The sequence below is a fragment of the Pseudomonas sp. GW821-FHT09A09 genome (genome assembly GCF_059418405.1).
In genome coordinates this window covers 1-26,129 of record NZ_JBWKPU010000033.1, presented here as the reverse complement: position 1 = coordinate 26,129, position 26,129 = coordinate 1, and the positions used below count along the sequence as shown (strand labels likewise).

26 protein-coding genes are annotated in these 26,129 nt (G+C 60.6%); 6 read left to right on the top strand and 20 right to left on the bottom strand.

From position 1 onward, the window contains the following. Nucleotides 1-39 precede the first annotated feature (39 nt). Genes AC07OV_RS23970 through AC07OV_RS23950 form a run of 5 tightly spaced genes read right to left on the bottom strand, consistent with a single transcriptional unit; the run spans nucleotide 40 to nucleotide 3,972 of the window. Nucleotides 40-675 (bottom strand): SCO family protein, encoded by a 636-nt coding sequence (locus tag AC07OV_RS23970; protein WP_495093112.1) that lies wholly within the window; start codon nucleotides 673-675, stop codon nucleotides 40-42. Next, nucleotides 672-1,571, bottom strand: coding sequence for a heme o synthase (gene cyoE, locus AC07OV_RS23965; RefSeq protein ID WP_494998490.1), 900 nt, complete (start codon nucleotides 1,569-1,571; stop codon nucleotides 672-674). Before cyoE ends, AC07OV_RS23970 begins: the two co-directional genes overlap by 4 nt. Then, nucleotides 1,559-2,638 carry a COX15/CtaA family protein gene (locus AC07OV_RS23960; RefSeq protein WP_176994630.1) on the bottom strand — a complete coding sequence of 360 codons (1,080 nt, stop codon included), beginning with the start codon at nucleotides 2,636-2,638 and terminating at the stop codon, nucleotides 1,559-1,561. Before AC07OV_RS23960 ends, cyoE begins: the two co-directional genes overlap by 13 nt. Before the next feature lie 10 nt (nucleotides 2,639-2,648). After that, a complete protein-coding gene (locus AC07OV_RS23955; RefSeq protein WP_494998489.1) occupies nucleotides 2,649-3,242 on the bottom strand; it encodes a PA_0111/PP_0108 family redox-active disulfide protein in 594 nt (197 codons plus the stop codon). Beyond that, on the bottom strand, nucleotides 3,208-3,972 hold the full coding sequence (locus tag AC07OV_RS23950) for an SURF1 family protein (RefSeq protein ID WP_494998488.1): 765 nt from the start codon (nucleotides 3,970-3,972) through the stop codon (nucleotides 3,208-3,210). The genes AC07OV_RS23955 and AC07OV_RS23950 overlap by 35 nt, the downstream gene beginning before the upstream one ends. Nucleotides 3,973-4,016: 44 nt before the next feature. Between AC07OV_RS23950 and AC07OV_RS23945 the strand changes: the two genes are divergently transcribed. Beyond that, nucleotides 4,017-4,220, top strand: coding sequence for a twin transmembrane helix small protein (locus tag AC07OV_RS23945; protein ID WP_176994627.1), 204 nt, complete (start codon nucleotides 4,017-4,019; stop codon nucleotides 4,218-4,220). A gap of 6 nt (nucleotides 4,221-4,226) precedes the next feature. Here AC07OV_RS23945 and AC07OV_RS23940 read toward each other — a convergent pair whose 3' ends face one another. The 4 genes from AC07OV_RS23940 to coxB all read right to left on the bottom strand — a co-directional run bounded on the left by AC07OV_RS23940 (nucleotide 4,227) and on the right by coxB (nucleotide 8,616). Then, nucleotides 4,227-5,114: a cytochrome c oxidase subunit 3 gene (locus tag AC07OV_RS23940; protein ID WP_176994626.1), complete on the bottom strand. Its 888-nt coding sequence runs from the start codon at nucleotides 5,112-5,114 to the stop codon at nucleotides 4,227-4,229. A gap of 35 nt (nucleotides 5,115-5,149) precedes the next feature. Then, complete coding sequence (locus AC07OV_RS23935) at nucleotides 5,150-5,701, bottom strand: cytochrome c oxidase assembly protein (RefSeq protein ID WP_176994625.1); 552 nt, start codon at nucleotides 5,699-5,701, stop codon at nucleotides 5,150-5,152. A gap of 145 nt (nucleotides 5,702-5,846) precedes the next feature. Beyond that, a complete protein-coding gene (gene ctaD / locus AC07OV_RS23930; protein WP_017137901.1) occupies nucleotides 5,847-7,430 on the bottom strand; it encodes a cytochrome c oxidase subunit I in 1,584 nt (527 codons plus the stop codon). A gap of 58 nt (nucleotides 7,431-7,488) precedes the next feature. Then, a complete protein-coding gene (gene coxB / locus AC07OV_RS23925; RefSeq protein ID WP_494998487.1) occupies nucleotides 7,489-8,616 on the bottom strand; it encodes a cytochrome c oxidase subunit II in 1,128 nt (375 codons plus the stop codon). 369 nt (nucleotides 8,617-8,985) lie between these two features. Here coxB and AC07OV_RS23920 point away from each other — a divergent pair, with 369 nt between their 5' ends. Continuing rightward, the gene (locus AC07OV_RS23920; RefSeq protein ID WP_494998486.1) at nucleotides 8,986-9,633 is read left to right on the top strand and encodes a hypothetical protein; all 648 of its coding nucleotides are present in this window, start codon (nucleotides 8,986-8,988) and stop codon (nucleotides 9,631-9,633) included. Nucleotides 9,634-9,740: 107 nt separating this feature from the next. Here the strand turns inward: AC07OV_RS23920 and AC07OV_RS23915 are convergent, their stop codons facing one another. The 6 genes from AC07OV_RS23915 to AC07OV_RS23890 form a co-directional block, all read right to left on the bottom strand. Then, entirely contained in the window at nucleotides 9,741-11,282 is a 1,542-nt protein-coding gene (locus tag AC07OV_RS23915) for a SulP family inorganic anion transporter (RefSeq protein ID WP_495093111.1), read from the bottom strand. 85 nt (nucleotides 11,283-11,367) lie between these two features. Further along, the gene (locus AC07OV_RS23910) at nucleotides 11,368-12,099 is read right to left on the bottom strand and encodes a carbonic anhydrase (protein ID WP_176994621.1); all 732 of its coding nucleotides are present in this window, start codon (nucleotides 12,097-12,099) and stop codon (nucleotides 11,368-11,370) included. Between the two features lie 233 nt (nucleotides 12,100-12,332). Then, nucleotides 12,333-13,391 carry a PA0069 family radical SAM protein gene (locus AC07OV_RS23905; protein ID WP_176994620.1) on the bottom strand — a complete coding sequence of 353 codons (1,059 nt, stop codon included), beginning with the start codon at nucleotides 13,389-13,391 and terminating at the stop codon, nucleotides 12,333-12,335. Nucleotides 13,392-13,472: 81 nt separating this feature from the next. Continuing rightward, nucleotides 13,473-14,771, bottom strand: a complete 1,299-nt coding sequence (locus tag AC07OV_RS23900) for a c-type cytochrome (RefSeq protein ID WP_495093110.1) — start codon at nucleotides 14,769-14,771, stop codon at nucleotides 13,473-13,475. 12 nt (nucleotides 14,772-14,783) lie between these two features. Next, nucleotides 14,784-16,568, bottom strand: coding sequence for a GMC family oxidoreductase (locus tag AC07OV_RS23895; protein ID WP_494998483.1), 1,785 nt, complete (start codon nucleotides 16,566-16,568; stop codon nucleotides 14,784-14,786). A gap of 2 nt (nucleotides 16,569-16,570) precedes the next feature. Next, nucleotides 16,571-17,323, bottom strand: a complete 753-nt coding sequence (locus AC07OV_RS23890) for a gluconate 2-dehydrogenase subunit 3 family protein (RefSeq protein ID WP_495093109.1) — start codon at nucleotides 17,321-17,323, stop codon at nucleotides 16,571-16,573. Nucleotides 17,324-17,597: 274 nt separating this feature from the next. Here AC07OV_RS23890 and AC07OV_RS23885 point away from each other — a divergent pair, with 274 nt between their 5' ends. Then, a complete protein-coding gene (locus AC07OV_RS23885; RefSeq protein WP_176994616.1) occupies nucleotides 17,598-18,245 on the top strand; it encodes a dual specificity protein phosphatase family protein in 648 nt (215 codons plus the stop codon). 2 nt (nucleotides 18,246-18,247) lie between these two features. Here the strand turns inward: AC07OV_RS23885 and AC07OV_RS23880 are convergent, their stop codons facing one another. The 3 genes from AC07OV_RS23880 to prlC all read right to left on the bottom strand — a co-directional run bounded on the left by AC07OV_RS23880 (nucleotide 18,248) and on the right by prlC (nucleotide 22,749). Then, nucleotides 18,248-20,251, bottom strand: a complete 2,004-nt coding sequence (locus tag AC07OV_RS23880; protein ID WP_495093108.1) for a M3 family metallopeptidase — start codon at nucleotides 20,249-20,251, stop codon at nucleotides 18,248-18,250. Nucleotides 20,252-20,377: 126 nt separating this feature from the next. Beyond that, the gene (locus tag AC07OV_RS23875; protein WP_010207776.1) at nucleotides 20,378-20,653 is read right to left on the bottom strand and encodes a YheV family putative zinc ribbon protein; all 276 of its coding nucleotides are present in this window, start codon (nucleotides 20,651-20,653) and stop codon (nucleotides 20,378-20,380) included. Further along, the gene (prlC, locus tag AC07OV_RS23870; RefSeq protein ID WP_495093107.1) at nucleotides 20,650-22,749 is read right to left on the bottom strand and encodes an oligopeptidase A; all 2,100 of its coding nucleotides are present in this window, start codon (nucleotides 22,747-22,749) and stop codon (nucleotides 20,650-20,652) included. The genes AC07OV_RS23875 and prlC overlap by 4 nt, the downstream gene beginning before the upstream one ends. 54 nt (nucleotides 22,750-22,803) lie before the next feature. Here prlC and AC07OV_RS23865 point away from each other — a divergent pair, with 54 nt between their 5' ends. Beyond that, nucleotides 22,804-23,346: a gamma carbonic anhydrase family protein gene (locus AC07OV_RS23865; protein ID WP_027608127.1), complete on the top strand. Its 543-nt coding sequence runs from the start codon at nucleotides 22,804-22,806 to the stop codon at nucleotides 23,344-23,346. After that, nucleotides 23,343-24,002: an HAD family hydrolase gene (locus AC07OV_RS23860; RefSeq protein WP_494998479.1), complete on the top strand. Its 660-nt coding sequence runs from the start codon at nucleotides 23,343-23,345 to the stop codon at nucleotides 24,000-24,002. The genes AC07OV_RS23865 and AC07OV_RS23860 overlap by 4 nt, the downstream gene beginning before the upstream one ends. 95 nt (nucleotides 24,003-24,097) lie before the next feature. On the opposite strand, the gene AC07OV_RS23855 is transcribed toward AC07OV_RS23860, so the two are convergent. After that, nucleotides 24,098-25,141 (bottom strand): aminopeptidase, encoded by a 1,044-nt coding sequence (locus tag AC07OV_RS23855; RefSeq protein ID WP_495093106.1) that lies wholly within the window; start codon nucleotides 25,139-25,141, stop codon nucleotides 24,098-24,100. A 142-nt stretch (nucleotides 25,142-25,283) separates the two neighbouring features. On the opposite strand from AC07OV_RS23855, the gene AC07OV_RS23850 reads away from it, so the two are divergent. Beyond that, nucleotides 25,284-25,706, top strand: a complete 423-nt coding sequence (locus tag AC07OV_RS23850) for a PA0061/PA0062 family lipoprotein (RefSeq protein WP_176994610.1) — start codon at nucleotides 25,284-25,286, stop codon at nucleotides 25,704-25,706. Here the strand turns inward: AC07OV_RS23850 and AC07OV_RS23845 are convergent, their stop codons facing one another. Further along, nucleotides 25,707-25,946, bottom strand: a complete 240-nt coding sequence (locus AC07OV_RS23845) for a DUF1161 domain-containing protein (protein ID WP_176994609.1) — start codon at nucleotides 25,944-25,946, stop codon at nucleotides 25,707-25,709. Nucleotides 25,947-26,129 lie beyond the last annotated feature (183 nt).

Here is a 26,129-nt window from a genome sequence, read left to right as displayed (position 1 = left end):
CTACAGGGGGTTGTGTTGGCAGTGGGATAAGCGCAAGGCTTATGGACGCTTCAACAACACCGGCAACTGCGCCACCAATTTCTGGTTATTCAACGGCGCCCGAATAAATCCACGCTGAGTCCCGTCGGGACCGATCAAGGCCAGGTTGCCGCTGTGGTCGACGGTGTAGTTGGGCTTGCTGGTATCGGCCGGAATGAACGGAATACTCACCGCGTTGGAAACCTTCTGCACATCCTCCACGTTCGCGCCAGTCAGGCCTTCAAACTGCGGGTCGAAGTAACCCAGGTACTGCTTGAGCTGGGCCGGGGTGTCGCGGTTCGGGTCGACGCTGACCAGGATCACCTGCAACTTGTCCACAGCCTCCTTGGGCAGCTCGCTTTTGATCTGGCGCAGCTGGGCGAGGGTGGTGGGGCAGATATCCGGGCAGAAGGTGTAGCCGAAGAAAAGCAGGCTCCACTTGCCCTTCAGCTCATTGACCACCACCGGCTGGCCGTCCTGGTTCGTCATGGTGACAGGCGGCAACTGGCGGCTTTGCGGCAGCAGGATGATGCCGGCGTCGATCAGTGCGGTAGGGTCGCCCTGGCCTTTGCCCGAGAGCACTTTGTTGACGGTCAGGCCCATGATCAACGCGACGATGGCCACCAGGATGAAGACTGTTTTTTGAGTTCGAGTCATAGGTTCAACAATAAGTAGTGGTCTACGAGCAGGGCGATGAACAGCAGCAGCAGGTACCAGATAGAGTACTTGAAGGTGTTGATCGCCGCGTGCGGCTGAGCGCCACGGTACAACACCAGGGCCCATTGCAGAAAGCGCCCGCCCAATAGCAGCGCACAGGCCAGGTACAACAGGCCGCTCATGTGGATCACGTACGGCATCAGGCTCACCGCCAGCAGGGCGAAGGTATAGAGCAGGATGTGCACCTTGGTGTAGTGCTCGCCATGGGTGACCGGCAGCATGGGGATGTCAGCCTTGGCGTATTCCTCCTTGCGATGGATGGCCAGGGCCCAGAAGTGCGGCGGGGTCCAGGCGAAGATGATCAGCACCAGTAGCAAGGGTTCGGCGCTGACATGCCCGGTCACGGCCACCCAGCCCAACAGCGGCGGCGCGGCCCCGGCAAGGCCGCCGATGACGATGTTCTGCGGTGTCGCGCGCTTGAGAAAACCGGTGTAGATCACCGCGTACCCCAACAACGACGCCAGCGTCAGCCAGGCGGCCAACGGGTTGGTAAACGCCAGCAGCAGGGCCAGCCCCGCCACCGCTAGAAACAACGCAAACGCCAATGCAGCCGGCGGCGACACACGCCCTTCGGCCAGCGGGCGCTTATGCGTGCGCGCCATCACCGCATCAATGCGCCGGTCCACCACATGGTTCACCGCCGCCGCGCCACCGGCACACAGGGCGATCCCCAGGTTGCCAAACACCAGCACCGTCCACGGCACCCCGGCACGGGTGGCAAGGAACATGCCCACCAGGGAGGTGATGAGCATCAGCACCACCACTTTCGGCTTGGTCAGCTCCAAATAGTCACGCCAGATCGGCTGGCTGTGGCGTGCGCCGATCAAGGTCGCCATGGCATCTCTCCTTTAAGGGTGATGAGGCCCGATACGTGCTTGCGCGGAATGAAGCGCCAGCCAAATCGCGACGGATTGCGCACCCGGACCAGGCTGGTACGGGCGTGGTAATTGACCAGCACCAGGCTCAACAACAGCGCCGCGCCACCCGCGTTGTGCGCCACCGCCACGGGCAATGGCAGATGGAAATACACGTTGCTCAGGCCCAGGCTGATCTGCGCCGCCAGCGCGATCAGCAGCAGGCCCGCCAACCGCGTCATGCCCACCGCGCGCAGTTGCCAGGCCAGGCCCAGCAGCACCAGAGTCACGATGACCGCGCCGATACGGTGGGTTAGATGAATCGCCGTACGCGCATCGCTGTCGAGCTGCCCGCCCAGGTAATTGGGGCCGATGTGCTGGGTGAGGTGAAACCCATTGGCAAAGTCCGCGGCTGGCCACCACTGGCCGTGGCACGTGGGCAGGTCAATGCAGGCCACCGCCGCATAATTGGAACTGACCCAGCCTCCCAACGCGATCTGGCCGATCACCAGAACCAACCCCGCCGTCGCCCAATATTGCAGGCGCTTGGGCACGATCAAAGCGGGCAGCACGCCGGACAAGCGCAGGGTCAGCAGAAACAACAGGCTCAGGGTCGCAAAACCACCGAGCAGGTGACCGGTCACCACCTGCGGCCAGAGTTTGAGCGTCACCGTCCACATGCCGAACGCCGCCTGGGCGAACACCACCGCCAGCAGGAACAGCGGCAACTTCACCGGTTGGCCCGGATCACGTCGATGGCTCCATGAGCGCGCCGCCAACAGCCCGATCAACAACCCCAAGGTGCCGGCAAAGTAGCGATGGGTCATCTCGGCCCAGCCCTTGTCGGCCTCGACCGGTGTATCCGGGAAATGCAGCTCGGCATGGGCCAGCTGGGCTTCGGTCTTGGGCACGCTGATAAAGCCGTAGCAACCCGGCCAGTCCGGGCAACCCAGGCCGGCGTGGGTCAGGCGGGTATAGGCACCCAGCAGCACGACGAACAGCGCCAGCAAGGTGGCAAACAGCGCGAGGCGAAATCCAGGCTTGGCCATGACGATGCCCTTATCCGATGTTCGACAGTTTCAGCAGCAGGCGCAGGTCGTTGAGCAAGTCCTTGCCCTTGACCTTGGCGTCGTAGCGCAGCACGAGGTTACCGTGGGGGTCGACGATCCACAGTTGCGCGTCGCCGGGTGCGGCGGCGTCCTTGGTGAAGGTCGACAGGTCCAGGGGATAGCGTTGCAGTTGCGGGTATTCGGCCTTGAGCTTGGCCTCGTATTCGGCGCCGACCGGCTGCGCACTCGCCAGGGCATGGCTGGCGCGGGAGGCATCGCGCCCCAGGCTGATCTGCAGTTGGCGCGCGAGGTACACCAGTTGCTGGCAATCAGCGGCGCAGGCGGTGGGCGCAGTCACCAACAGTTGCCAGCGGTCTTCGTCGGCCTGCACGCCGATGTCGGCACGGGTCTGGCCGTTGCCGATCATCTCGCCGTGGTAACTGCGGCTGTCGGGCACCCAGAACTGCAGCTTGTACATGAAGGTGGCCAGCGCCATCGGGCCGATCACCATCATCAGGATCAGGATCAACTGCCAGCGGCCTTTGCGCCGGTCGGGCGTGGCAGGCGCATCAGACATGTTGAGTGGATTCATGGCCGCTCCCATGGTGCTTCTCCTTTTTGTTATGCCATCCGAGGTAGAGGTAAAGCGCCAACAGCGCCAAGGCCATGGCGAACCACTGCACGGCGTACCCCACGTGTTTTTCCGGGCCCATGGCGACCACCGCCCAGGTGGTGTCGTACGTACCGGGGCCGGCTTCTGCGCGCAGCTCGTAGGCAAACCCGCTGCGGCCCAGCTCGGCCCACAGGGCGGCCGGATGCAGCGCGGTGAGCAGGCGCGGCCACTGTGCGGTGGCCGGGTCGGCATGCAGCTGGAAGGTTTCGCCAGGGGCCACGTAGACCCAGGCATCGAGGTTCACCGGCTGGTCAGGGGTGGTGAAGACGGGCGGGACACGCCGGTCTGGCCAAGGCAGCCAGCCACGGTTGAGCAACAGCCATTCGCCGCTGGCCTGGTCGTGAAAGGGTTGCAGCAGTTCCACACCCGCCCGGCCGTCGCGCATGCGGTTGTCGAGCAACACGCTGTGTTCGGCATCGAACTGGCCGCGCAGGCGCACGCGGCGAAAGGCCGGGTCTGCCATATCGTTGAGCTGCGCACTGCTGACGGGCTCCGCCACGCGACGCTCGGCATAGCTGTCCACCAGCAGCTGCTTTTCATGGCCGCGCGACAGTTGCCAGAAACCCAGGCCCACCATCAAAGGCAGCAGCACCAGCACCACCAGCGTGGGTGCGAGCCCTGGGCGAAAGTCTTTTATGGCGGTGGCTATACTTGTTTTCATTGCCCGCCCATCTCCTCAATGCCCACCGCGCCAGGAACCCAACCATGCTCAAAGCCGCCATTGCCCTGATGCTGATCGCGACCGTCGCGAGCCTGTTCAGCGGCTTGTTCTTCCTGGTCAAGGACGAGGGCAACTCCAACCGCCTCGTCACCGCCCTGACCGTGCGTGTGGTACTGGCCGTGATCACCGTGGCGTTGATCGCCTGGGGCTTTTTCAGCGGCCAGCTGGTATCCCATGCGCCGTGGTAAGACGCGTCACAGTACGTAGACGAAGAAAAACAGGCCGATCCACACCACATCCACAAAGTGCCAATACCAACTGGCCGCCTCGAAACCGAACTGGTGCTCGGCATTGAAGTGCCCCTTGAGGATGCGCATCAGCATCACGAACAAAATGATCGTGCCGATAGTCACGTGGGCGCCATGAAAGCCTGTGAGCATGAAGAAGGTCGCGCCGTACACGCCGGAGCCCAGGGTCAGGCCCAGCTCTTTATAGGCATGCATGTACTCCTCGGCCTGGAAGCCCAGGAACGCCCAGCCCAGCAGCACGGTGATCGCCAGCCAGATCTTCAACGCCCCGCGATGACCTTTGCGCAAGGCATGGTGCGCCAGGGTGATGGTCACGCTGGAACTGACCAGCAGGATCGTGTTGACCAACGGCAAGCCCCACGGGCTGATGGTGCCTTCGGGCGGCGGGTACAGTTTCGGGTCAGGGTTGTTGAGCAGCGGCCAGGTAAATTCGAAGTTCGGCCACAGCATGTGCGCGATGCCCTTGTGGCCTTCGCCGCCCAGCCACGGGCCGGACATGTGCCGCACATAGAACAGCGCACCGAAGAACGCGATGAAGAACATCACTTCGGAAAAGATGAACCACGTCATGCCCCAGCGGAACGAGCGGTCCATCTGCGGGCTGTACAAACCGGCGCGGCTTTCCTTGATCACCGCGCCAAACCAGCCGAACAGCATGTAGGCCAGCAACAGGCCGCCGACGAAGAAGATCCACGGGCCATGAGACTCCGGGCGCGCCGCCTTCAGGTCGTTGAACCACACGGCCAGGCCGTACACCGTGATCAACATGCCAAACGTAGCAATTATTGGCCATTTGCTTTGCGCTGGTACGTAGTACGTATCATGAGACGACATGTATTCGCTCTCCTGATTGAGGGGGCAAACAGTAGCTAGCCCCCGGTGTGGACAGCCACCGGCGGTTGGCGCGCAGTGATATCGAACAGCGTGTACGCCAGGGTCAAATGCTTCACATCCTTGGGCATGTCACGATCGACAATGAAACGCACCGGCATTTCGATGCGCTGACCTGGCTGCAGCACTTGCTGGGTGAAGCAAAAACACTCGGTCTTGTGGAAATACATCGCCGCCTCGGCCGGGGAAATGCTCGGTACGGCCTGGGCGGTCATGGGTTTATCCGTCGGGTTGTAGGCCACGAACAGCATCTCGGTGACCGCACCGGGGTTGACCACCACCTCATCGGCCTTGGAATGGAACTCCCAGACCATGTCGATGGCATTGGTGGACAAGAACTGCACCCGCACTTGGCGCGTGGGGTCCACCACCTGTTCGCCCTCGTACTGCCCGGCGGTCTTGCCGTTGATACCGAAGGCCTTGCACATCACGTCGTAGATCGGCACCAGGGCAAAGCCGAAGGCGAACATGGCCACCACCAGGATCAGCAGGCGGGTGACCAGCCGCCTGATCGGCACCGATTCAGCCATCACACACCCCCTCGCTGTTGATTTTCTGTGGGAGCTGGCTTGCCTGCGATAGCGGCCTTGCAGTCGAAAACATTGTCGACTGACACACCGCCATCGCAGGCAAGCCAGCTCCCACAGGAGACCGAGGTGACCCTCGACAGAGTGTTCATTTGACCTCCGGCGGCGTGGTGAAGGTGTGGTACGGCGCGGGCGAAGGAATGCTCCACTCCAGGCCTTCAGCCCCATCCCACGGTTTGGCCGGCGCAGGCGGGCCGCCACGGATGCACTTGATCACGATGAACAGGAAGAAGATCTGCGTGGCGCCGAACATGAACGCGCCGATGGACGAGACCATGTTGAAGTCGGCGAACTGCAGGTTGTAGTCCGGCACCCGGCGCGGCATACCGGCCAACCCCACAAAGTGCATCGGGAAGAACGCCATGTTCATGCCCACGAAGGACAGCCAGAAGTGCAGCTTGCCCAGGGTTTCGTCGTACATGTGGCCGGTCCATTTCGGCAGCCAGTAGTACGCCGAGGCGAAGATGCCGAAGATCGCGCCAGGCACCAGTACGTAATGGAAGTGCGCCACCACAAAGTAGGTGTCGTGGTACTGGAAGTCGGCAGGCGCAATCGCCAGCATCAGCCCGGAGAAGCCGCCGATGGTGAACAAAATCACGAAGGCCACGGCAAACAGCATCGGCGTCTCGAAGGTCAGCGAGCCTTGCCACATGGTGCTGACCCAGTTGAACACCTTCACTCCCGTGGGCACCGCGATCAGCAGGGTGGCGTACATGAAGAACAGCTCGCCCACCAGCGGGATGCCGACCACGAACATATGGTGCGCCCACACGATGAACGACAGGAACGCGATGCTCGCCGTGGCGTAGACCATCGAGGTGTAGCCGAACAGCGGCTTGCGCGAGAAGGTCGGAATGATCGAGCTGACGGCACCGAACGCCGGCAGGATCATGATGTACACCTCAGGGTGGCCGAAGAACCAGAACACGTGCTGGAACAGCACCGGGTCACCGCCACCGGCCGCGCTGAAGAAGCTGGTGCCGAAGTGGATGTCCATCAGCATCATGGTCACGCAACCCGCCAGCACCGGCATCACCGCGATCAGCAGGAAGGCGGTGATCAGCCAGGTCCACACGAACAGCGGCATTTTCATCAACGTCATGCCTGGCGCGCGCAGGTTGAGGATGGTGGCGACCACGTTGATCGCACCCATGATCGAACTGATGCCCATCAGGTGGATGGCGAAAATGAAGAACGTGACGCTTTCCGGCGCGTAAGTGGTGGAGAGTGGGGCATAGAAGGTCCAGCCGAAATTCGGCCCGCCACCGGGGGTGAACAAGGTCGACACCAGTAGCAGGAACGCGGCCGGCAACAGCCAGAAGCTGAAGTTGTTCATGCGCGGCAGGGCCATGTCCGGCGCGCCGATCATCAGCGGGATCATCCAGTTGGCCAGGCCGACAAACGCCGGCATTACCGCACCGAACACCATGATCAAGCCGTGCATGGTGGTCATCTGGTTGAAAAACGCCGGTTGCACGATCTGCAGGCCCGGCTGGAACAGTTCGGCACGGATCACCATGGCGAACGAGCCACCGAGCAGGAACATGGTGAAGGCGAACCACAGGTACATCGTGCCGATGTCTTTATGGTTGGTGGTCAGCACCCAGCGCATCAAGCCTTTGGCGGGGCCGTGGGCATGGTCGGCATGACCATGGTCGATCACAGTGCTCATGGCCGTTCTCCTGCAAGCGAGTGGGCGGGGCGGTTCAGGGCATACGCAGTGAGGGCTGTCATTTGCTTTGCGCCTGTTTCAGAGCCAGCACGTCTTTGGGCGTGACCATGTCGCCTTTGTTGTTGCCCCACGCGTTGCGTTCGTAGGTGACGACGGCGGCGATGTCCACTTCCGAGAGCTGCTTGCCAAACGCCGCCATGGCGGTGCCGGGCTTGCCGAAATACACGCGGTGCAGGTGGTCTTCCTTGGCGCCGGTAGCAATCGGCGAACCTTTGAGCGCCGGGAACATCGGCGGCAGGCCCTGACCTTCAGCCTGGTGACAGGCCACGCAGGTGGTGTGGTAAACCTTGTCGCCGCGGGCCACCAGCTCTTCCAGCGTCCACTCTTTGGAGGTCAGTTCCTTGAGCTTGGCGGCTTCTTCCTTACGCTCGCCGAGCCAGGTGTCGTAGTCGGCCTTGGACTTGACCTCGACCACGATGGGCATGAAGCCGTGGTCCTTGCCGCACAGCTCGGCGCACTGGCCACGGTAGATGCCGGGCTTCTCGATGCGGGTCCAGGCCTCGTTGACGAACCCGGGGATCGCATCGCGCTTGACCGCAAAGGCCGGCACCCACCAGGAATGGATCACGTCGGCCGCCGTCACCAGGAAGCGCACCTTGGCACCCACCGGCAGCACCAGAGGCTGGTCGACTTCGAGCAAATAGTGCTCGCCCTTGGTGGCCTGGTTGTGGATCTGTTCGGCGGGCGTGGCCAGGTTGCTGAAGAACTCCACGTCCTGGCCCAGGTATTTGTAGTGCCACTTCCACTGATAGCCGGTGACCTGGATATCGATATCCGACTCACTGCTGTCGTAGATGTTGATCAGGGTCTTGGTCGCCGGAATAGCCATGGCCACCAGGATCAGCAGGGGCACCACGGTCCAGAGGATTTCCACGGTCGTGCTCTCGTGGAACTTGGCGGCCACCTGGCCCGTGGACCGTCGGTGCAGGATCATCGACCAGAACATCGCGCCAAACACGACAATGCCGATCACCACACAGATCCAGAAAATGGTCATGTGCAGGTCAAACACGGCGTGGCTGACTTCAGTCGCCCCTGGCGCCATATTCGTTGTCCAGGCGGCTTGCGCCTGGCCGAATACTGACCACAACAGTAGGCCCATCCAAACGTGTGGATGTCGCGTCATTGCGGGTTCCCCTTTATGTTTCTTGTTATCCCGCCGGTTTGCACCTGCGGCGAAGGGAGCGGCTTCCATACTGCTTACAACCGCCTTGCCTTGCCTGCTTCATGCAGTTGGGCGTCATCAGCTAATTGCGTACAAATCCGAGTATAGACACGCCCTGCAACCCCGCAATGTGTAGGGGCAAATGAGCGAAAACAGACGGCCGGAGCCAATAAAACCGGGGGCGGAATCGTTTATCCGACGAACGATGGCAATTCGATATAACGGAGGCGCATAACCATGAAATAATTATGACAAATGCGTCTGAGGCGCTCGTATAAACGAGCTACCTTATCCTCTCCCTTTTCCTACGCCTGCATCACTGGAGCTTTCATGAACACCGCCGCATTGCGCGAGCAGATTTCCCGTGCCCATCAACACGAAGCCAGCACTGGCCAGCTTGCCCAGCAACTGGAAACCCAATTGCCGCACCTGCATTCGGCCATCTCTTTGGCTGACGGTGATCGCAACATTGTCATGACCCGTTTTGTTACCGCCTACATCGACCTCGTCCCTGACTTGCTGGACGCCGCCAATGACGTGGCCCGCGAAGCCGGCATTGAAAGCCAGATCAAGCCGGTACTGAAAATCGCCGAGCATTTCTTCCTGCAGCCACCTGCGATCCTGGCCGGCCACGAAGGGCTCGACGGCCTGCTGGACGAGGCCTACCTGGCCCATCGTTTGGTGGAAGAGGTCAACGACCTGTACATCAAACATTTCGGCCAGCCGTTGATTCCGGCGGACACCACGGTTGCCAACCTGATCGCACACCAATTGATTGGCGAGCAGTTTGCCAACCAGCTGGATGAAGCGGTGCACCTGGCCGTGGATGAAATGTTGAACGAAGACAGCTTTGCGCTGGAGTCGGTCGAGGCCTACCGCGAGACCCTCAAGAGCCCGGATACGGAAGCCGCGTGGAAGCGCTGGCCGTGCCTGTCGCGCCAGCTAGGGGTTGAGTTGGCGCTGGATCAGCCGGCCTGACACATCCTTTGTAGGAGCCGGCTTGCCGGCGATAAGGGCCTTGAGATTTCGGTGATCTTTCGGGCCTCATCGCTGGCAAGCCAGCTCCTACAAGGGGTTTGTGGTGGTCAGGCAGGCGCTGAGCCCAGGCCTGCCGTCGTCCGCTCACGACCTTCCAGCCGTCGCTTCAAGCCGCGCGCCTCGATCACCAGCGTCGAGCCCTTCGCCGCGTTCGCACGCCCCCATTCTTCCAGCAACTCCAGGCAGGAATGGTCGATGTAACTCAGGTTGCTCAGTGGCACATGCACGGTCGTCCCGGCAGGCACCGTTGCCAGCACCTGAGTCAACGCCGGCACTTTCAGAAAGGTTGCCGCACCGACCAACCGCAATTCCATCTCGCCGTCCTGGGGCAGGTCGATCAAGCTGACTTTCAACCGTGAAGCCTTGAGGGCCAAGGTGACCAGCGTCAGCCCGAAGCCGATCAGTACACCCGTCAGCAAGTCGGTAAACACGATCGCCAGTGCCGTCGCCGAATAGGTCAGCATCGGCATCCGCCCATAGCGCCCCAGCGCCTTGAACGCCTTGAGGTCGACCAGCTTGATCCCGGTGTAAACCAGCACGCCCGCCAGGCTCGCCACTGGAATGCTCTGCAGCACGCTCGACAGCAACAGCACAAACGCCAACAGCCAAAGACCGTGGAACATCGCCGACAGACGCGTCGTCGCCCCGGCTTGCACGTTGGCCGAACTGCGCACGATCACACCCGTCATCGGCAAGGCGCCGACCAGGCCGCAGAGCATGTTGCCTACACCTTGAGCGGATAATTCCTTGTCGAAATCAGAACGCTGACCGCTGTGCATACGGTCGACCGCAGCGGCGGACAGCAGAGTTTCAGCACTGGCGATAAACGCGACAGCAAAGGCGGCGATCAGCAGTTGTGGGTCCGCCAGGTTCAGGAGGTCACTGGGGCGCAGCCAGTCAATGGCGTCCGCGAGGTTTTCCGGAACCTCCACGCGCTTGACCTGCAAGGCCAGCACCAGGCTCACCACCGTGGTCAAACCAACACCCAACAAGGCTCCCGGTACGAAACGCAGGCTTTGCGGGCGTAATTTATCCCACAGGTACATCACCAGCATCGTCGACAACCCCAGCAGCCCCGCTTGCCAGCCAAGGCCGCCACCCAGCGTCGGAAGGGCTTCAGCCAGAGCCGCCGGGAACCCGGCCAGGTTATCCAACCCCGAAGGCTTGGGCGCGCCATCGAGCATCACGTGGATTTGCGACAGCACGATCAGCACACCAATCCCCGCCAGCATTCCATACACCACCGCGGGTGCCGTGACGCGGAACCAGCAACCCAGGCGCAGGCGCCCGGCGACCAATTGCAGGAAGCCCGCCAGCAAGAGGATCGGCCCCAGCATCAGCATGCCGTGCTGACGCACCAGCTCGAATACCAGCACCGCCAACCCGGCAGCCGGGCCGCTGACCTGCAGGGGCGACCCCGCCAGCCAACCCACCACCAGGCCACCGATGATCCCGGTAATCAGGCCTTTGGCCGGCGGCATGCCGGACGCAATCGCAATGCCCATGCACAAGGGCAGGGCGACCAAAAACACAACCACAGAGGCGAGCAGCTCCCGCGGCAGTACAGCTTTCAATTGAGCAGCACGCATGATGACTCTCCCGAGGCATTCGCCGGGCGTGGCAACGCCTGGCTGCTCTATTGGCAGCCATCGCGTTACCCGGCAGGGAAGTGTTTTAGAAGCGCGCTTTAGGCGTCGCGCAAGGGATCGGCCCGTCGCCGCTCAACGAGCGGAAGGCCGACTGGTCGGCATCGTAGGCGCGGATCTCGCTGGTCTCGATGTTGTAGATCCAGCCGTGGATAAACAATTGACCATTGGCCATGCGCGAAGCCACGGAAGGGTGGGTGCGCAAATGTTGCAACTGGGCGATGACGTTTTCTTCAGTCAGCACCTTCATGCTCTCGCCTTCGTTGGCGCAGTCGCAGTTGTCCTCAACCATCGACCTGGCGACCTCGGCATGCCGCAGCCAGGCCCTGACCGTCGGCATCTTCTCCAGGCTGGCAGGGTTGAGTACCGCGCGCATGGCACCGCAGTCGGAGTGCCCACACACGATGATGTGCTGCACGCCCAAGGCGAGCACCGCGTACTCGATGGCAGTGGAAACACCGCCGTTCATCTGCCCGTAGGGCGGCACCACGTTGCCGACGTTACGGGTTACAAACAGATCGCCTGGAGAGCTTTGGGTAATCAGCTCAGGGACGATGCGCGAGTCGGCGCACGTGATGAACATCGCCCTCGGGCTCTGGGCCGTGGCGAGTTTCTTGAACAGTTCTTCCTGTTGGGGGAAGACGTCGTGATGGAAATGCAAAAAGCCGTCAACGATATGCTTCAGCGCTGCATCGGCGGTTTCCGCCACCTGAGGGGCTGATGCCGACGCAGCCAACGGCTGTTTATCCTTGTCACTCATGATTCATCCTCTTGATTAAGGCAGGGGGAATATTCAGGCCAGTTCGACGCCGGCTCAGGGCAATAGTTGTGAAATGCCACAAAAGCCGGCTCGCGACCCATCAGTCACTCGCTGAACAAGGTAACCATCGAAACTTAATTCAAACTGAACAAACCGCTCTAGATCGCGGGTTTCAGTGATGTCAATGTGCGACCATTCCTACAATAAGAACGCTCTTATCCCTAATAGTCTACCTATAACAATGCCATCTGCCTGCCCGGCGGACAGAACGCCGTGCAATCCAGATTAAACCCCTCACGACGATTGAGCCCCAGGCGTTTGATCGCCTTGCTGAAGCGCTGGGCCAGCAAATCGGCAAACGGCCCCTCACCGCGCATACGCACGCCAAAGCGGCTGTCATACACCTCGCCACCGCGCACTTGTCGCACCAGGCTCATCACATGGGCCGCTCGCTGCGGATAATGCGCCGCCAACCATTCCTCGAACAGCGGCGCCACCTCAAGGGGCAGGCGCAGCATCATGTAGGCCGCACTTTGTGCACCGGCTGCGTGGGCCTCCGTGAGCAGGCTTTCGAGCTCGCTGTCGTTGATCATGGGGATCATCGGCGAGCACAGCACACCCACCGGGATACCCGCCTCGCGCATCACGCGAATCGCCCGCAAACGCGCCTTGGGCGCCGCCGTGCGGGGCTCCAGGATGCGCTTGAGTTCGTCGTCCAGGCTGGTGAGGCTGATCATCACCGCCACCAGTCGCTGCCTGGCCAACTCAGTGAGCAAGTCGAGGTCACGCAGGATCAGCGAGCCCTTGGTGATGATCGTCACCGGGTGCCGGTAGCGCAGCAGCACTTCAAGGGTTTGCCGAGTGATCCTGTATTCGCGTTCGATGGGCTGATACGGGTCGGTATTGGAGCCCAGGTTGATCGGCGCACACACATAGCCCGGCTTCGACAGCTGCTGCTCCAGCACGTCAGCAGCGTTGCTCTTGGCGATCAACCTGGTCTCGAAATCCAGACCGGGAGACATGTCCCAATACGCATGGCTAGGCCGCGCGTAGCAGTAGATACAGCCATGCTCACAACCCCGGTAAGGATTGATCGAGCGATCAAACGGCAGGTCCGGCGAGTTGTTGCGGGTGATGATGGTCTTGGCCGTTTCGATGCGCACTTCAGTGCCCTGGGTGGGTGGCACTTCCTGATACCAACCGTCGTCCTCAACCACGCTGACGGTGGGCGCGAAGCGGTTGTGCAGGTTGGTGGCAGTGCCCCGGCCACGGGGCGGCAACGGAGTAGACATGAAAACGCCTCGATACTGTTTTTATATACAGTATCGAGGCGCAAGGGTTCTGACCAGTGCCGTTTGGCGGTCAGGTACGCGTCAGTGTTTTTGCGTCACTTGGCCCAGGTCATCGCCCGAGGTGGTGCGCATGTCGTTCTTGCGCAGGTCCGCCACGTCGCTGGCCTTCACAGGTTCGCCCTTGTTACCCCAACTGCCACGCACGAAACTGACCACATCTGCCACTTCCTGGTCCGACAGGCGCCACGCAAACGCCGGCATGGTGAAGGTGGACGGCGCCGCGTGAGTGGCCGGCAAGGTGCCGCCGTTCAACACGATGTTGATCAAGGACGTGGCATCCGCCGTCTGCAACACGGGGTTACCCGCCAGTGCCGGAAACACGCGCGTGTAGCCGTGGCCGTCGGTGCGGTGGCAAGCCGCACAGTTGTCGATATACACCGAGGCGCCGGGCTTGCTGTCATCGCCTTTCCACAGCGCGTCAGCCACCTGCTTGTCGTACAGGTGCGGCTGATCTTTCGGGTCCACCGCCGGCAGGCTTTTGAGGTAACGAGCGATAGCGGTCAGGTCATTTTCCGACATGTACTGCATGCTGTGGACCACCACGTCGCTCATACCGCCAAACACCGCGCTGCGATCACTGCGGCCGGTCTTGAGGAATTGCACCAGTTGTTCCTCGCTCCAACTGCCGAGGCCGTCCTTGTGGTCACCGCGCAGGCTTTTGGCGATCCAGCCTTCCAGTGGCGCGCTGCCAGACAAGAACGCATTGCCGTCAGTGGCACTCAGGGCTTTCTCCTGCATGGTCAGGGCACGCGGCGTATGGCAGGCACCGCAGTGGCCCAGGCCTTCCACCAGGTAGGCGCCGCGGCTGATCACCGGGTCGGCAGCCGCCTGTGGCTGCGCCTCTGCAACCCCCGGCGCGAACATCCACCGCCATGCCGCCAACGGCCAGCGCATGCTCAGGGGCCAAGGAATGTCGCTGTCCTTGTTCTCTTGGGCAACCGGTTCCACCCCCTTCATGAAATACGCATACAACGCCTGCATGTCGCTATCGCTGACGCGTGCGTAAGACGGGTAGGGCATCGCCGGGTAAAGGGTACTACCGCTCTTAGCGACGCCATGGCGCACGGCCTTGTCGAAGTCTTCGAAGCTATAACCGCCCAGGCCGGTTTTGTCCGGGGTGATGTTGGTGGAATAGATCACGCCGATGGGCGTTTCCATCGGCAGGCCACCGGCGAAGGGTTTACCGCCCTTGGCGGTGTGGCAGGCCACGCAGTCACCGGCGCGGGCCAGGTATTCGCCCTGCTTGATCAGGTCGGTTTCAGCCGCGCTCACAGAACAGCTGCTGAACAGCGCCAGGGAGGCGATAACGAGTGCTTTCATGGTCATCGCTCCTTATGCCTGAACCAGTGGGCCGGGGTTCTTCAGATACTGCTCGCGGATCGCCCGCGCCGACCAATAGGCCAGCGCCGCCACCAGGCCGGTCGGGTTGTAGCCCAGGCCCTGTGGGAAAGCAGATGCGCCGGGCACAAATACGTTGTGCACATCCCAGCACTGCAGATAGCGGTTCAACGCGCTGGTTTTCGGGTCGGTGCCCATGATCGCGCCACCGTTGAGGTGGGTGGTCTGGTACGACGCGGTGTTGAAATGTTCCCCGACTTTCTTGCCCAGCAACGCAATGGCCTTGGGGTTCATCGCTTGCGCGACCTTGCCCATTTTCTCGACCATGAAGCGGTTCATCTTGATGTCGTTTTCCTGCCAGTCGAACGTCATCCGCAACAACGGCAGGCCGTAGGCATCGCGATACACCGGGTCCAGATCCAGGTAGTTGCCCCGGTAGGATTGATGGGCTCCATGAGCGTCCATCGACACTTGGTGGGTGTAGTAATCGGCGGTAGCGCGCTTCCAGGCACTGCCCCAGGCCGGGGTGCCCGGGGGGTTGGAAGTACCGGCAATCGGACGGCTGCCCGCCTGGTTGACCCACATCGGCGAGCCGCCTACGAAACCATGCGGTCCGTGGTCGAAGTTGTCGGCGTTGAAGTCGTCAATGGCCACGCCATTACCACCCGCACCGATGAAGTTGTTGGTGTGGGTGTCCTTGTCGAAGAACGCCTTGATGGTGGCCATGTTCTGGTAGGCGAAATTCCTGCCTACCACGCCTTCATTGGTGATGGGGTCGTAAGGTTTGCCGATACCCGACAGCAGCATCAACCGCACGTTGTTGAACTGGAAAGACCCGAGGATCACCAGGTCGGCCGGCTGCTCGCATTCCCGGCCCTGGCCGTCGATGTAGGTCACGCCGGTGGCCTTGCTCTTGGTGCTGTCGAGGTTGACCTTGAGCACATGGGAATTGGGCCGCAGCTCGAAGTTCGGCACCTGGCGCAACGCTGGCAGGATGTTCACGTTCGGCGAGGCCTTGGAATACATGTAGCAAACGTAGCCGCTGCAGAACCCGCAAAAATTGCACGGGCCCATCTGCGCGCCGTAGGGATTGGTGTACGGCCCCGACGTATTGGCGGATGGCAGGTTGTAGGGTTTGTAGCCGATCTCGGTAGCGGCTTTCTGAAACAGCTGTGCAGAGACGGTGTTTTTCTGCGACTCCAACGGGAACGGGTTGGAACGATCTGGCGCATATGGGTTACCGCCACGGCCTTCACCCACCAACTGCCCCTTGACCGTCCACGCCTGGCCCGAAGTGCCGAAAACCTTCTCGGCGTAGTCGAAAAACGGCTCCAGCTCTTCATAGCTGACGCCGAAGTCCTGGATGGTCATGTCCTTGGGAATGAAGTTTTTGCCATAGCGCTCTTCGTAATGGCTGCGCATACGCAGCTCAATCGGGTCGACACGAAAGTGCACGCCTGACCAGTGCAAACCTGCGCCGCCCACGCCATTGCCCGGCAGGAACGCGCCCAACTGACGGTTGGGCAGGGCGACGTCATTCACGCTATGGCGAATGGTCACCGTCTCTTTGGAAATGTCCTGGAAGAGTTTTTTACGCACACTGTAGGTCAGTTCGTCGATGACCTGGGGATAGTTGCCGTCCGGGTAAGTGTCCTGCATCGGGCCGCGCTCCAGCGCTACCACGTTGAGGCCCGCTTCCGTCAGCTCCTTGGCCATGATCGCGCCGGTCCAGCCAAAGCCTACGATCACCGCGTCTACTTTCTTCATGATGGTCGCCACGTTTATGCCCTCTCGCCGCGAATGGAAACTGCCGGGAAGGGGTATTGCTCGTTGCGTTCAACCCAGTCCATGAAGTCGGCGCGGGCGCCGGGGAAACCGATCATGGTCCAGCCGACCATGCCTTTGTTGCCGCCGTGGATCGGGTCGCAAAAGAACCCTTCCTTGGTGTTTTGCAGCAGCAGGTTAAAGAACATTTTCGGTGGCACCGCCTCGAAATGCTCGCTCACTTCACTGCCGCCAGCCTCCAAGCGACGCAACATATCGTCTCGGGTAGCGCTGTCTTGCGCAGCAAAAGCTTTCCCGTTGAATGCCTTCGACCACGCATCCGTGGCAGCGATACCCAGGCGATAGATTTCCTTGGGCACCAGTTTGGACTGCCAACCCATCTCTGGCGCGGCGTCGGCGTTGAACGGGCCTTGCATGAACCACAGTGCGCCACTGGCGTAAGGCGTGTTCATCTGGCGGTCGATGTATTCCGGCGCACCGGCTTCCAGTGCACCCGGGCCCTGGTCATCCGCAGGAATCAGCTGCGCGACGGCAGCGTTGATGAAGGCCCACTCTTCGGCCGTGAAGTAGGTCGGCTCATAGGGCTTTTCGCTGGCGGGTGGTTTGGCGGGAGCGGCCTGGGCCGGCTCCGGTGTCGCCATCAGCATCGAGCCACCGAGGCCGGTGCTGGCAACCGTGACCATCGGGATCAAGGTCAAGGATTTGCGCAAAAAGTCACGCCGGGGGTTGTCTTGATCTTGATCAGACATGGGTGCACCTCATCATGTGGTCACGGGTTTTTCAGCCGCTTCTGAGAGCAGCGTGAAGGCTTGCCAGGGCATGGGATCCAAGGGGATAGAACACACTGGCAATCAATAGTTACAAATGATAGCAGGCTAAGCATCGTAGAGAATCGATTCAGCGGCGAAAACAACGGATCAGATACCCCTGTTCACGATTCTTTGACGCACACCTCACACCCCATTCACCCCGCAAAGACCACTCTGGGCGCCATCAACACACCCTTATCTGGTCATATCGCGCATGTTCACTCTCCGATTGCTGCCTGCTCTCAGCCTGGCGTTTCTCGCACTGTTTATCGGCACCTGCGCCCAAGCCGACGATGCAACGTCTATTCGCCCGCCCGAATGGGCCCAGCCCGTGGGCAACCAATTCAACCTGCACCAGATGACGCCAACGCTGTATCGCAGTGCCCTGCCAGACAGCAACGCGCTGCCTGTGCTGGAACAAATGAAGATCGGCACAGTGATCAACTTCCTGCCGGAATCTGATGCACCTTGGCTGAAGTCCTCTGATATCAAACAGGTGCAGTTGTCTTATCGCACCAACCATGTCGACGATTCCGACGTGCTCGCGGCGCTCAGGGCGATTCAGGAAGCCGAAGCCAACGGCCCGGTGTTGATGCATTGCAAACACGGCTCTGACCGCACCGGCCTGATGGCCGCGATGTACCGCGTGGTGGTGCAAGGCTGGAGCAAGGAAGATGCGCTGAACGAGATGACCCAAGGCGGCTTCGGCAGCAGCAACGGCTTCAAGGACGGTGTTCGCTACATGATGAAGGCGGACATCGCCAAGCTACGCACGGCACTGCAGAACGGGGAGTGCAGCACCAGCGCCTTTGCCCTGTGTTCAATGAAAAGCTGGATGAACACGGCCAATTCCGACACCTGATTTCAAGGCGCGCTCGCCGAGGGCTCCCCTGAAAACAAGTGAACCGACTCAAGTAACGAACGAGAGTGGCCAGGAGCGAGCACCTGCTCGCGAAACGCTCGACCCGTCGCGGCATTGAAAACACCTTCGCGCTCAAATCTTTTGAAGGCTTTATGCGCCAGCACATCAGACCATTGGTAGGCATAAAACCTACCTTCATATCCCGATACTAAATGGCTGAAACCATTGACATAACGCACAGTGTCCAGCGCCGGCAGGTGACCGACTTCACGATTGGCACTCGCAAATACTTGTTCAATGGTACGTCCATCGCCCTGTGAGCCGTGTACTTCGATATCAAACAATGCCAGCGTCAACGACTCTGCCCGCTCCCAGGAAGACTGGGTATCGGCATACAGGGCTTGTTGCCGAGCCATCGCCATGGGCAAAGACACCCCCGTTTTGAAATGGCTGGAAAGCCATACGAGACAATCCGGCGAATCACACCAGCGCTCAAAGAACTGGCCGAAAAATTCCGCGCTGTCCATACCTGAGTCATCGGTGCCCATTTTGGTGCGGAAACCGACGCCCACCAATACTTGCTGCAAGCAATGACCGAACTCATGAAAAAGGATCTTGAGTTGCCGATGCCCGAGCAAACTCGGCTCATCGGGGGTACCTTCAAACTGAGTGAACAGCACAGCCATCGGTTGCACCCTGCGACTTTCAGCCGTGGTCCAGCGGTTCCTCAACGATATTGCATAGGGATAATCCCCGTCATTTTGTCGATACGGCACAAAAAAGATCTGCCCCAGCACTTCACCATGCTCTGTTACCTGAAAGAGCCGGACCCCGGGCGCCCAAGTGTCGAAGCCATAAAGCTCGCTGATTTCGATGCCAAACAGCTGCTGCATAAGCGCAAACAACCGATACAAGGTGTTGTCGAGTGGAAAATAGACGCGCAGTTCGTCTTCGCGAACCCCGCTGGTTCGTTGCCGAATGATTTGCGCCAGGAAGGCGAAATCCCAGGGTTGCAGGCTTTCCAATCCAAGCTCATGACCCAGCGTCTCAAGCACCTGTTTGTCATGTGCAAAGACCGCGCGTGATGACGTAATTTGGTCACGAATAAAATCCAGGACTTGATCCCCGGTCTCCAACATTTGAGGCTCGAGTGCCAACTGAACAAAATTGGCGTAACCCAGTAGCGTGGCTTTCTGATGACGGCTGACCCTCAGCATTTGCCACAAGGGGCCATTGTCGAACTGCCCAGCGTGCGGGCCCAGATCAGAAGCACGCGTGTTGTAGGCAACGAAAATCTCCTCTCGCAATGTTCGATCCTGCGCATAAGCCATGCATTCCCGGTAAATCTCTTCATTCAGGGTTATAAGCCAACCCTGCAAGTTAGCCGCTCGCGCCTTCTGTGCCATCCGTGCTTTGAGGGCAGGAGTGAGCCCATGCAATCGCGATTCATCGCTGATGTGTTTGCGCCACGCATTGTTAGCCTGTTCCAGTCGGGTCAGGAACAATTGCTGGAGACCGGCAATTTCATGGTCGAGCGTCACCCGTTTTTTCTGCACAGCCGGTTCCAGCTCAATGCCGGCCAGCCGAAATTTTTTCAGCGTGCGCTTCAGCAAACTCTGGCGGGATGCATCAAACAGCGCCGCAGGTGAACTCGCGGCCAAGGCTTTGTAGCAGTCGTACAGCCCTTGATTACCCGTTAGCTCTTGGGTGAACGCTGAGGCCCGAAAAGTGGCTTGCGCACTGGCCTCCAACCACTTTAGGTCGGTATGGGTGCTGTCGAGGATGTAAATCACCGTTAACACCTCGTCAATGCGGGAGGTAATGGCTTCCATCGCCAACATCAAATCATCCCAGTTTGGGTGGTGTTGCTGGCTGGCAATGATGCGGGCTACTTCGGCGCGACTGCACAGCACAATTGCGTCGATGGCAGGCACAAGGTGCTCGGCACGGATGGCCGAGAAAGGCGGCAGGTGATAGTCCTGTAACAGGGGGTTGGGGTCCGGCATGGTGCTTCCTTGATAACCGCAAACGGGAGCAGCCATCCTGGAACACGCGACAGAATCGAGGGGAGTAGATGCTTAATGCTCTTCGCCCTGAAACCTGTGTTTCAGGGCAAAAAAACATCAAATCAGTCAGTCTTTTTTCAGCTTCGGATTGGGGAAAAACTGCACCGCCTGCACCTTCGGGTCCGCCGGCGCTTTCAACGCCGACGTATTCACCCGCGTGCCCAATTCCTTGGGCACCGACAAGCCCTGGTCATTCAGCGTGTCGGTATAACCGCAGGCCACGCACTCGCGGTGCGGCACGTTGTCCTCGGTCCACATTTTCAACTTGTCCGGTTCGCTGCACGCCGGGCAGACCGCCCCGGCGATAAATTGTTTCTTGGTAATCACAGGCCCTTCACTCATGCTGCCGCGTCCTCACTCAGGCCGCTGTGGCGCAAGAGTGCGTCAATCGACGGCGCGCGTCCGCGGAAATCGACGAACAGCACCATCGGCGCCTGGGAACCGCCACTGGCCAGGATCGCTTCGCGGAAGGCACGGCCGGTGTCGGGGTTGAGCACGCCGTCTTCTTCGAACTTGGAGAAGGCATCGGCCGACAGCACTTCCGCCCACTTATAGCTGTAGTAACCCGCCGCGTAACCACCCGCGAAGATATGCGCAAAGCTGTTGGGGAAGCGGTTGTAGGCCGGCGGACGCATTACCGACACCTCATCACGCACACCCTCCAGCACCTGGGCAACACTGCGGCCGTCGCCGTGAGTGGCGTGCAGCTCGAAGTCGAACAGCGAGAACTCCAACTGGCGCACCATCATCAGGCCAGATTGGAAATTCTTGGCCGCGAGCATTTTTTCCAGCAGGTCTTGTGGCAGTGGTTCGCCACTTTCGTAGTGGCCGGAGATCAGCGCCAGGCCTTCAGGCTCCCAGCACCAGTTCTCCATGAACTGGCTCGGCAGCTCCACCGCATCCCAAGCCACGCCGTTGATGCCGGACACGCCGGCGTGTTCAACGCGGGTCAGCAAGTGATGCAGGCCGTGACCGAACTCATGGAACAGCGTGGTCACTTCATCGTGGGTCAGCAGGGCAGGCTTGCCGCTGTCGGCCGGAGTGAAGTTGCACACCAGGTTGGCCACCGGGCTTTGCAATACGCCATCGATCGTGCGGCGGCGGTCACGCGCGCCGTCCATCCACGCGCCGCCACGCTTGTTGGCGCGGGCGTACAGGTCGAAGAAGAAGCGGCCCACGTGCTGGCCGTTTTCTTTGATTTCAAACAGGCGGACGTCCGGGTGCCAGGTGTCGAAGCCTTTTTGCTCGGCGATCTCGATGCCGTACAGGCGTTGCACGATGGCAAACAGGCCGCCCAGTACTTTGTCGATGGGGAAGTAGGCACGCAGGGCTTCCTGGGACACGCTGTAGCGCTGCTCGCGCAGTTTTTCGCCGTAGAAACCGCTGTCCCAGCTTTGCAGGTCGGCGCAGCCTTGTTCTGCGGCGTAAGCCTTGAGCTGTTGCAGGTCTTGAGCGGCAAACGGCTTGCTGCGCTTGGCCAGGTCGCGCAGGAAGCTCAGCACCTGGTCGCTGGACTCGGCCATCTTGGTGGCCAGGCTCAGCTCGGAGAAGGACGCGTAGCCCAGCAACTGAGCCAGTTCCTGGCGCAGGTCGAGGATCTGCTCCATCACCGGGCCGTTATCGTTCTGACCGGCATTCGGGCCTTGGTCCGACGCACGGGTGCAGTAGGCTGCGTAAACTTCCTCACGCAGTGCGCGGTCCTGGGCGTAGGTCATCACCGCGTAATAGCTCGGGAACTCCAGGGTGATCAGCCAGCCGTCGAGGCCCTTGGCCTGGGCAGCGGCGGCCATCTGCGCCTTGGCCGAGTCGGTCAGGCCGGCGAGGATGGCTTCATCGGTAACGTGTTTGGTCCAGGCCTGGGTGGCATCCAGCAACTGGTTGGAGAACTTGCTGCCCAGCTCAGACAGTTTGCTCTGCACTTCGGCGTAGCGTTTTTGCTGCTCGAGCGGCAAATCGATACCCGACAGGCGGAAGTCACGCAGGGAGTGTTCCAGGATGGTTTTCTGCGCCACGTCGAAACCGGCGGCTTCCGGGCTGTTGGCCAAGGCTTCGAAGGCCTGGAACAGCGCACGGTTCTGACCCATCTCGGTGGAGTAGGCGCTCAACGCCGGCAGGCAGCTTTCGTACGCCTCACGCAATTCGGCGCTGTTGCACACGGCGTTGAGGTGACTGACCGGGCTCCAGGCAGCGCCCAGGCGATCATTCAGCTCGTCCATGGCCAGCACCAGGCCAGCCCACGTAGGGTTTTTGCCCTGGCTTTGCAGGATGCCTTCGATGGCGACGCGGTTGTCGGCGAGGATCTGTTCGATGGCCGGCTGGACGTGCTCGGCACGGATCGCCGAGAACGGGGGCAGGTCGTAGGACTGCAGAAGTGGGTTGTTCGCGCTCACGGTGGGTACCTTGGCTGAAGAAACATGTAAGAACAAAGATGGGGCCATCTTAATTACAATCAATGCCCACCGCAGCTATCAGCAGAAGAGAGAGAAGCTATCGTGACCCTTCGCACCTATCAGAACCACACGCCAACCCTGGGCGCCGGGGCTTTTGTCGATATTTCGGCGGTGGTGATCGGCGATGTCGAAATCGGCACCGACAGCTCGGTCTGGCCACTCACGGTGATCCGTGGCGACATGCACCGCATCCGCATCGGTGCCCGCACCAGCGTGCAGGACGGCTGCGTGCTGCACATCACCCATGCCGGCCCGTTCAACCCGGACGGCTTCCCGCTGCTGATCGGTGACGACGTGACCATCGCCCACAAGGTCATGCTGCACGGCTGCACCGTCGGCAATCGCATTTTGATCGGCATGGGCAGCATCGTGATGGACGGCGCCGTGGTCGAGGATGACGTGATCATCGGCGCCGGCAGCCTGGTGCCACCGGGCAAGAAACTCGACAGCGGCTTTTTGTACGTGGGCAGCCCGGTTAAACAAATCCGCCCGCTGACTGACAAGGAGCGTGCCTTTTTCACCTACAGCGCGGCGAACTACGTGAAGCTCAAAGACCTGCACCTGGCCGAAGGATTCGATCAATGACCCTGAATTACCCCACCGTGCTGTTCGACCTGGATGGCACCCTCACCGACCCGCGCGAAGGGATCACCCGTTCGATCCAGTACGCCCTCGGCAAGCTGGGCATCGACGAGCCGGACCTGACGAAGCTGGAACACTTCATCGGGCCGCCGCTGCTGCAAGCCTTCATGCAGTTCTACGGCTTCGATGAGGCCAAGGCGTGGGAGGCGGTGAATTTTTATCGCGAGCGCTTCAAGGTCACCGGCCTGTATGAGAACCGCGTGTTCGAGGGCGTGATGCCGTTACTGGAAGACCTGAGCAGCCAAGGCCGCCAGCTCTACGTGGCCACCTCCAAGCCCTGGGTGTTCGCCCGCGAAATCGCCCGGCATTTCGATTTCGCCAAGTATTTCAAGGTGATCTACGGCAGCGAGTTGGACGGCACGCGTACCAACAAGGTCGAGTTGATCGCGCACTTGATCAGCGAAGAAGGCCTGGACCCGGCCACCACCTTGATGATTGGTGATCGCAAGCACGACCTGATCGGCGCGCGCAGCAATGGCCTGGATTCGGCGGCGGTGGGGTATGGGTTTGGCAGCTTCGAGGAGTTGAATGCCGAGGCGCCGACTTGGCATTTTGAGACGTTGGCGCAGATGCATCAGGCGTTTTTGCAGCAGCCTTGAGATTGCCATCGCAGGCAAGCCAGCTCCCACATTTGACCGGGTTCCACATTTGAAATGGAGTCAACTGTGGGAGCTGGCTTGCCTGCGATGAGGCCCTAAGGCCCTCCACCCTCCAACTGTTTCAACGCCGCCTTACGCTGCGCCACCGGCAACCCACCCATCTTCTCCACCGCCGCAAAAAACCGCACCCAATCCCCATCCACCTGCCGAAACAACGCCGCAAACGCCGGTACCCACTGGTCATACAGCCCGAACGGCAACAGTCGCGCGTTGTTCATCGGCTGGTTAATCCACACGTCATAGCGTTTATCCCCGGCCCACTGGCTGTCGCGCATCTGCCGATAATCACGGCGCAAGCGCTCGAACTCTGCGGCCTTGGCCTGGCGCATCACATCGGTGGCCAACGGCTGGGCATACAGCGTTTCCAGGCGCTTGCGGGTGTCGAGTACCAGCCGGATAAACTGGTCGCGCTGCTTCAATGCCGCGTCGCTGACTGGCGCCAGGCCGCGTGCCGCACGCCATTGACGGGTGCCTTCCTGCTCGACGAAGTTGGCGTAGGACTCGTTGAACTCGGTGTCGTCCTTCACATAAAAACGCTGGTGCGCCAACTCATGGAATATCAGCGTGGCCAGGCGCTCATCACCCCAGTTCATCATCGAACTCATGATCGGGTCGTTGAACCAACCCAAGGTCGAATAAGCCTCCACCCCGCCAATCGACACGTCCATGCCCCGTTGCTGCAACAGCGCCGCCTCGCCACGCGCCGCGCCCTGGTTGTAATAACCGCGATAGGCCACGCAACCGGCAATGGGGAAGCAATGGGTTTCAGGTGAAAGGGAAAACTCCTGCGTGGCGAAGACATTCCAGACCACGTAAGGCCGGCCAATGTCGGCGTACAACCTGTAACTCTGGTTGTCGGGCAAATGCAGGTGTTCGCTGGCAAAGGCGCGCGCTTTCTGCGATTGCACCAGGTGCTCACGCAACGCCTGGGGGCGGGAAGGGTCGGCGATCACCTCGGCAACCGGCTCACGCGCACGCAGCAACTGCCATTGGCCGCTGGCCAACTGGCTGTAATAACTGACGCTGGAACAGCCGCTGAGCAGCACCGCCAGCAACCCTGGAAGAAAACGCCTGACCATGCCCTGAGCACTCCTGGGTTATTGGCTCGCCAGACTATCCTGCCTGCACGGAATTTTTCCATGGCGTGGCGTGTTTATACTCACAGGGAGTCTGCTGCCATCCGCGCCAGGCTCAATTCTTTCCAACCGTTGAGTGCCTGCCATGCGCCAGCTCTTGCTTCCCCTCGCCGCCGTGCTTCTCACAGCGTGCGCGACAACCCCGATCCCGCCGGCGGACCCGCACCAGGCCTGGGTCGACTTCATCACCCCGACACCCGGTGCCAAGCTGGTAATGGCCCAGCGCCTGGACGGCAAGAACCTCAACGATGGGCGTTTCTTCCAGGTGCCACCGGGCAGCCATGAGCTGATGGTGCGCTTCGATTTCGAGGTGAACACCGGCACGGGGATCGGCGGGCTGGACCAGACGCGCGACCGCACCTGCTTCATGACCCTGCAATACGACAACTTCCGGGCGGGGCAGCACTATCAACTGGAAGGACGCTCGCTGGCATTCACGCCCAACATCCGGCTGTATGACGCTGCTGGCAAGTTGCTGGCCGAAGAACGCAGTGTGAACTGCCTCTGATCAGTCGTTGTTTTTCTGGTAGATGATTGCCTTAGTGCCGTTCTCACAGCTGCCGACGACCATGGCCACGTCGTGCTTGTCAGCTTCTTCCTTGCTGACAACCTCCAAGGTGTAGGACGGCACGGCATTGGCCTGGATCTTGACCTCGATCTCTTTCCTGAGCTCTTCACAATCTTTTGGAGCGGCCACGGCCGAGGTGGCCAGAACACCGCAGATGATCGCCAAGGCAAAACGTTTCATGTGTGAAGCTCCCTGAATGCACTGCGCACGGGTGTGCGCCTAGGCTGCATAGCCTATAGGACCACATCGATGAAACACGAGTTCTGATTTGACGCAGATGTTTTAAACCCCACTGTAGGAGCCGGCTTGCCGGCGATGACGGCCTCAAGAACGATGCAAATCTGAGGGCCTCATCGCCGGCAC

Coding starts and splice junctions, on each gene's coding strand:
- coxB (WP_494998487.1), bottom strand. CDS start 8,616: ATGACGCGACATCCACACGTTTGGATGGGCCTACTGTTGTGGTCAGTA.
- AC07OV_RS23860 (WP_494998479.1), top strand. CDS start 23,343: ATGACCCTGAATTACCCCACCGTGCTGTTCGACCTGGATGGCACCCTC.
- AC07OV_RS23900 (WP_495093110.1), bottom strand. CDS start 14,771: ATGAAAGCACTCGTTATCGCCTCCCTGGCGCTGTTCAGCAGCTGTTCT.
- AC07OV_RS23940 (WP_176994626.1), bottom strand. CDS start 5,114: ATGTCGTCTCATGATACGTACTACGTACCAGCGCAAAGCAAATGGCCA.
- AC07OV_RS23955 (WP_494998489.1), bottom strand. CDS start 3,242: ATGGGAGCGGCCATGAATCCACTCAACATGTCTGATGCGCCTGCCACG.
- AC07OV_RS23950 (WP_494998488.1), bottom strand. CDS start 3,972: ATGAAAACAAGTATAGCCACCGCCATAAAAGACTTTCGCCCAGGGCTC.
- AC07OV_RS23945 (WP_176994627.1), top strand. CDS start 4,017: ATGCTCAAAGCCGCCATTGCCCTGATGCTGATCGCGACCGTCGCGAGC.
- AC07OV_RS23850 (WP_176994610.1), top strand. CDS start 25,284: ATGCGCCAGCTCTTGCTTCCCCTCGCCGCCGTGCTTCTCACAGCGTGC.
- AC07OV_RS23935 (WP_176994625.1), bottom strand. CDS start 5,701: ATGGCTGAATCGGTGCCGATCAGGCGGCTGGTCACCCGCCTGCTGATC.
- cyoE (WP_494998490.1), bottom strand. CDS start 1,571: ATGGCGACCTTGATCGGCGCACGCCACAGCCAGCCGATCTGGCGTGAC.
- AC07OV_RS23875 (WP_010207776.1), bottom strand. CDS start 20,653: ATGAGTGAAGGGCCTGTGATTACCAAGAAACAATTTATCGCCGGGGCG.
- AC07OV_RS23960 (WP_176994630.1), bottom strand. CDS start 2,638: ATGGCCAAGCCTGGATTTCGCCTCGCGCTGTTTGCCACCTTGCTGGCG.
- AC07OV_RS23905 (WP_176994620.1), bottom strand. CDS start 13,391: ATGTCTACTCCGTTGCCGCCCCGTGGCCGGGGCACTGCCACCAACCTG.
- AC07OV_RS23855 (WP_495093106.1), bottom strand. CDS start 25,141: ATGGTCAGGCGTTTTCTTCCAGGGTTGCTGGCGGTGCTGCTCAGCGGC.
- AC07OV_RS23880 (WP_495093108.1), bottom strand. CDS start 20,251: ATGCCGGACCCCAACCCCCTGTTACAGGACTATCACCTGCCGCCTTTC.
- ctaD (WP_017137901.1), bottom strand. CDS start 7,430: ATGAGCACTGTGATCGACCATGGTCATGCCGACCATGCCCACGGCCCC.
- AC07OV_RS23920 (WP_494998486.1), top strand. CDS start 8,986: ATGAACACCGCCGCATTGCGCGAGCAGATTTCCCGTGCCCATCAACAC.
- prlC (WP_495093107.1), bottom strand. CDS start 22,749: ATGGCCCCATCTTTGTTCTTACATGTTTCTTCAGCCAAGGTACCCACC.
- AC07OV_RS23885 (WP_176994616.1), top strand. CDS start 17,598: ATGTTCACTCTCCGATTGCTGCCTGCTCTCAGCCTGGCGTTTCTCGCA.
- AC07OV_RS23915 (WP_495093111.1), bottom strand. CDS start 11,282: ATGCGTGCTGCTCAATTGAAAGCTGTACTGCCGCGGGAGCTGCTCGCC.
- AC07OV_RS23890 (WP_495093109.1), bottom strand. CDS start 17,323: ATGTCTGATCAAGATCAAGACAACCCCCGGCGTGACTTTTTGCGCAAA.
- AC07OV_RS23910 (WP_176994621.1), bottom strand. CDS start 12,099: ATGAGTGACAAGGATAAACAGCCGTTGGCTGCGTCGGCATCAGCCCCT.
- AC07OV_RS23845 (WP_176994609.1), bottom strand. CDS start 25,946: ATGAAACGTTTTGCCTTGGCGATCATCTGCGGTGTTCTGGCCACCTCG.
- AC07OV_RS23970 (WP_495093112.1), bottom strand. CDS start 675: ATGACTCGAACTCAAAAAACAGTCTTCATCCTGGTGGCCATCGTCGCG.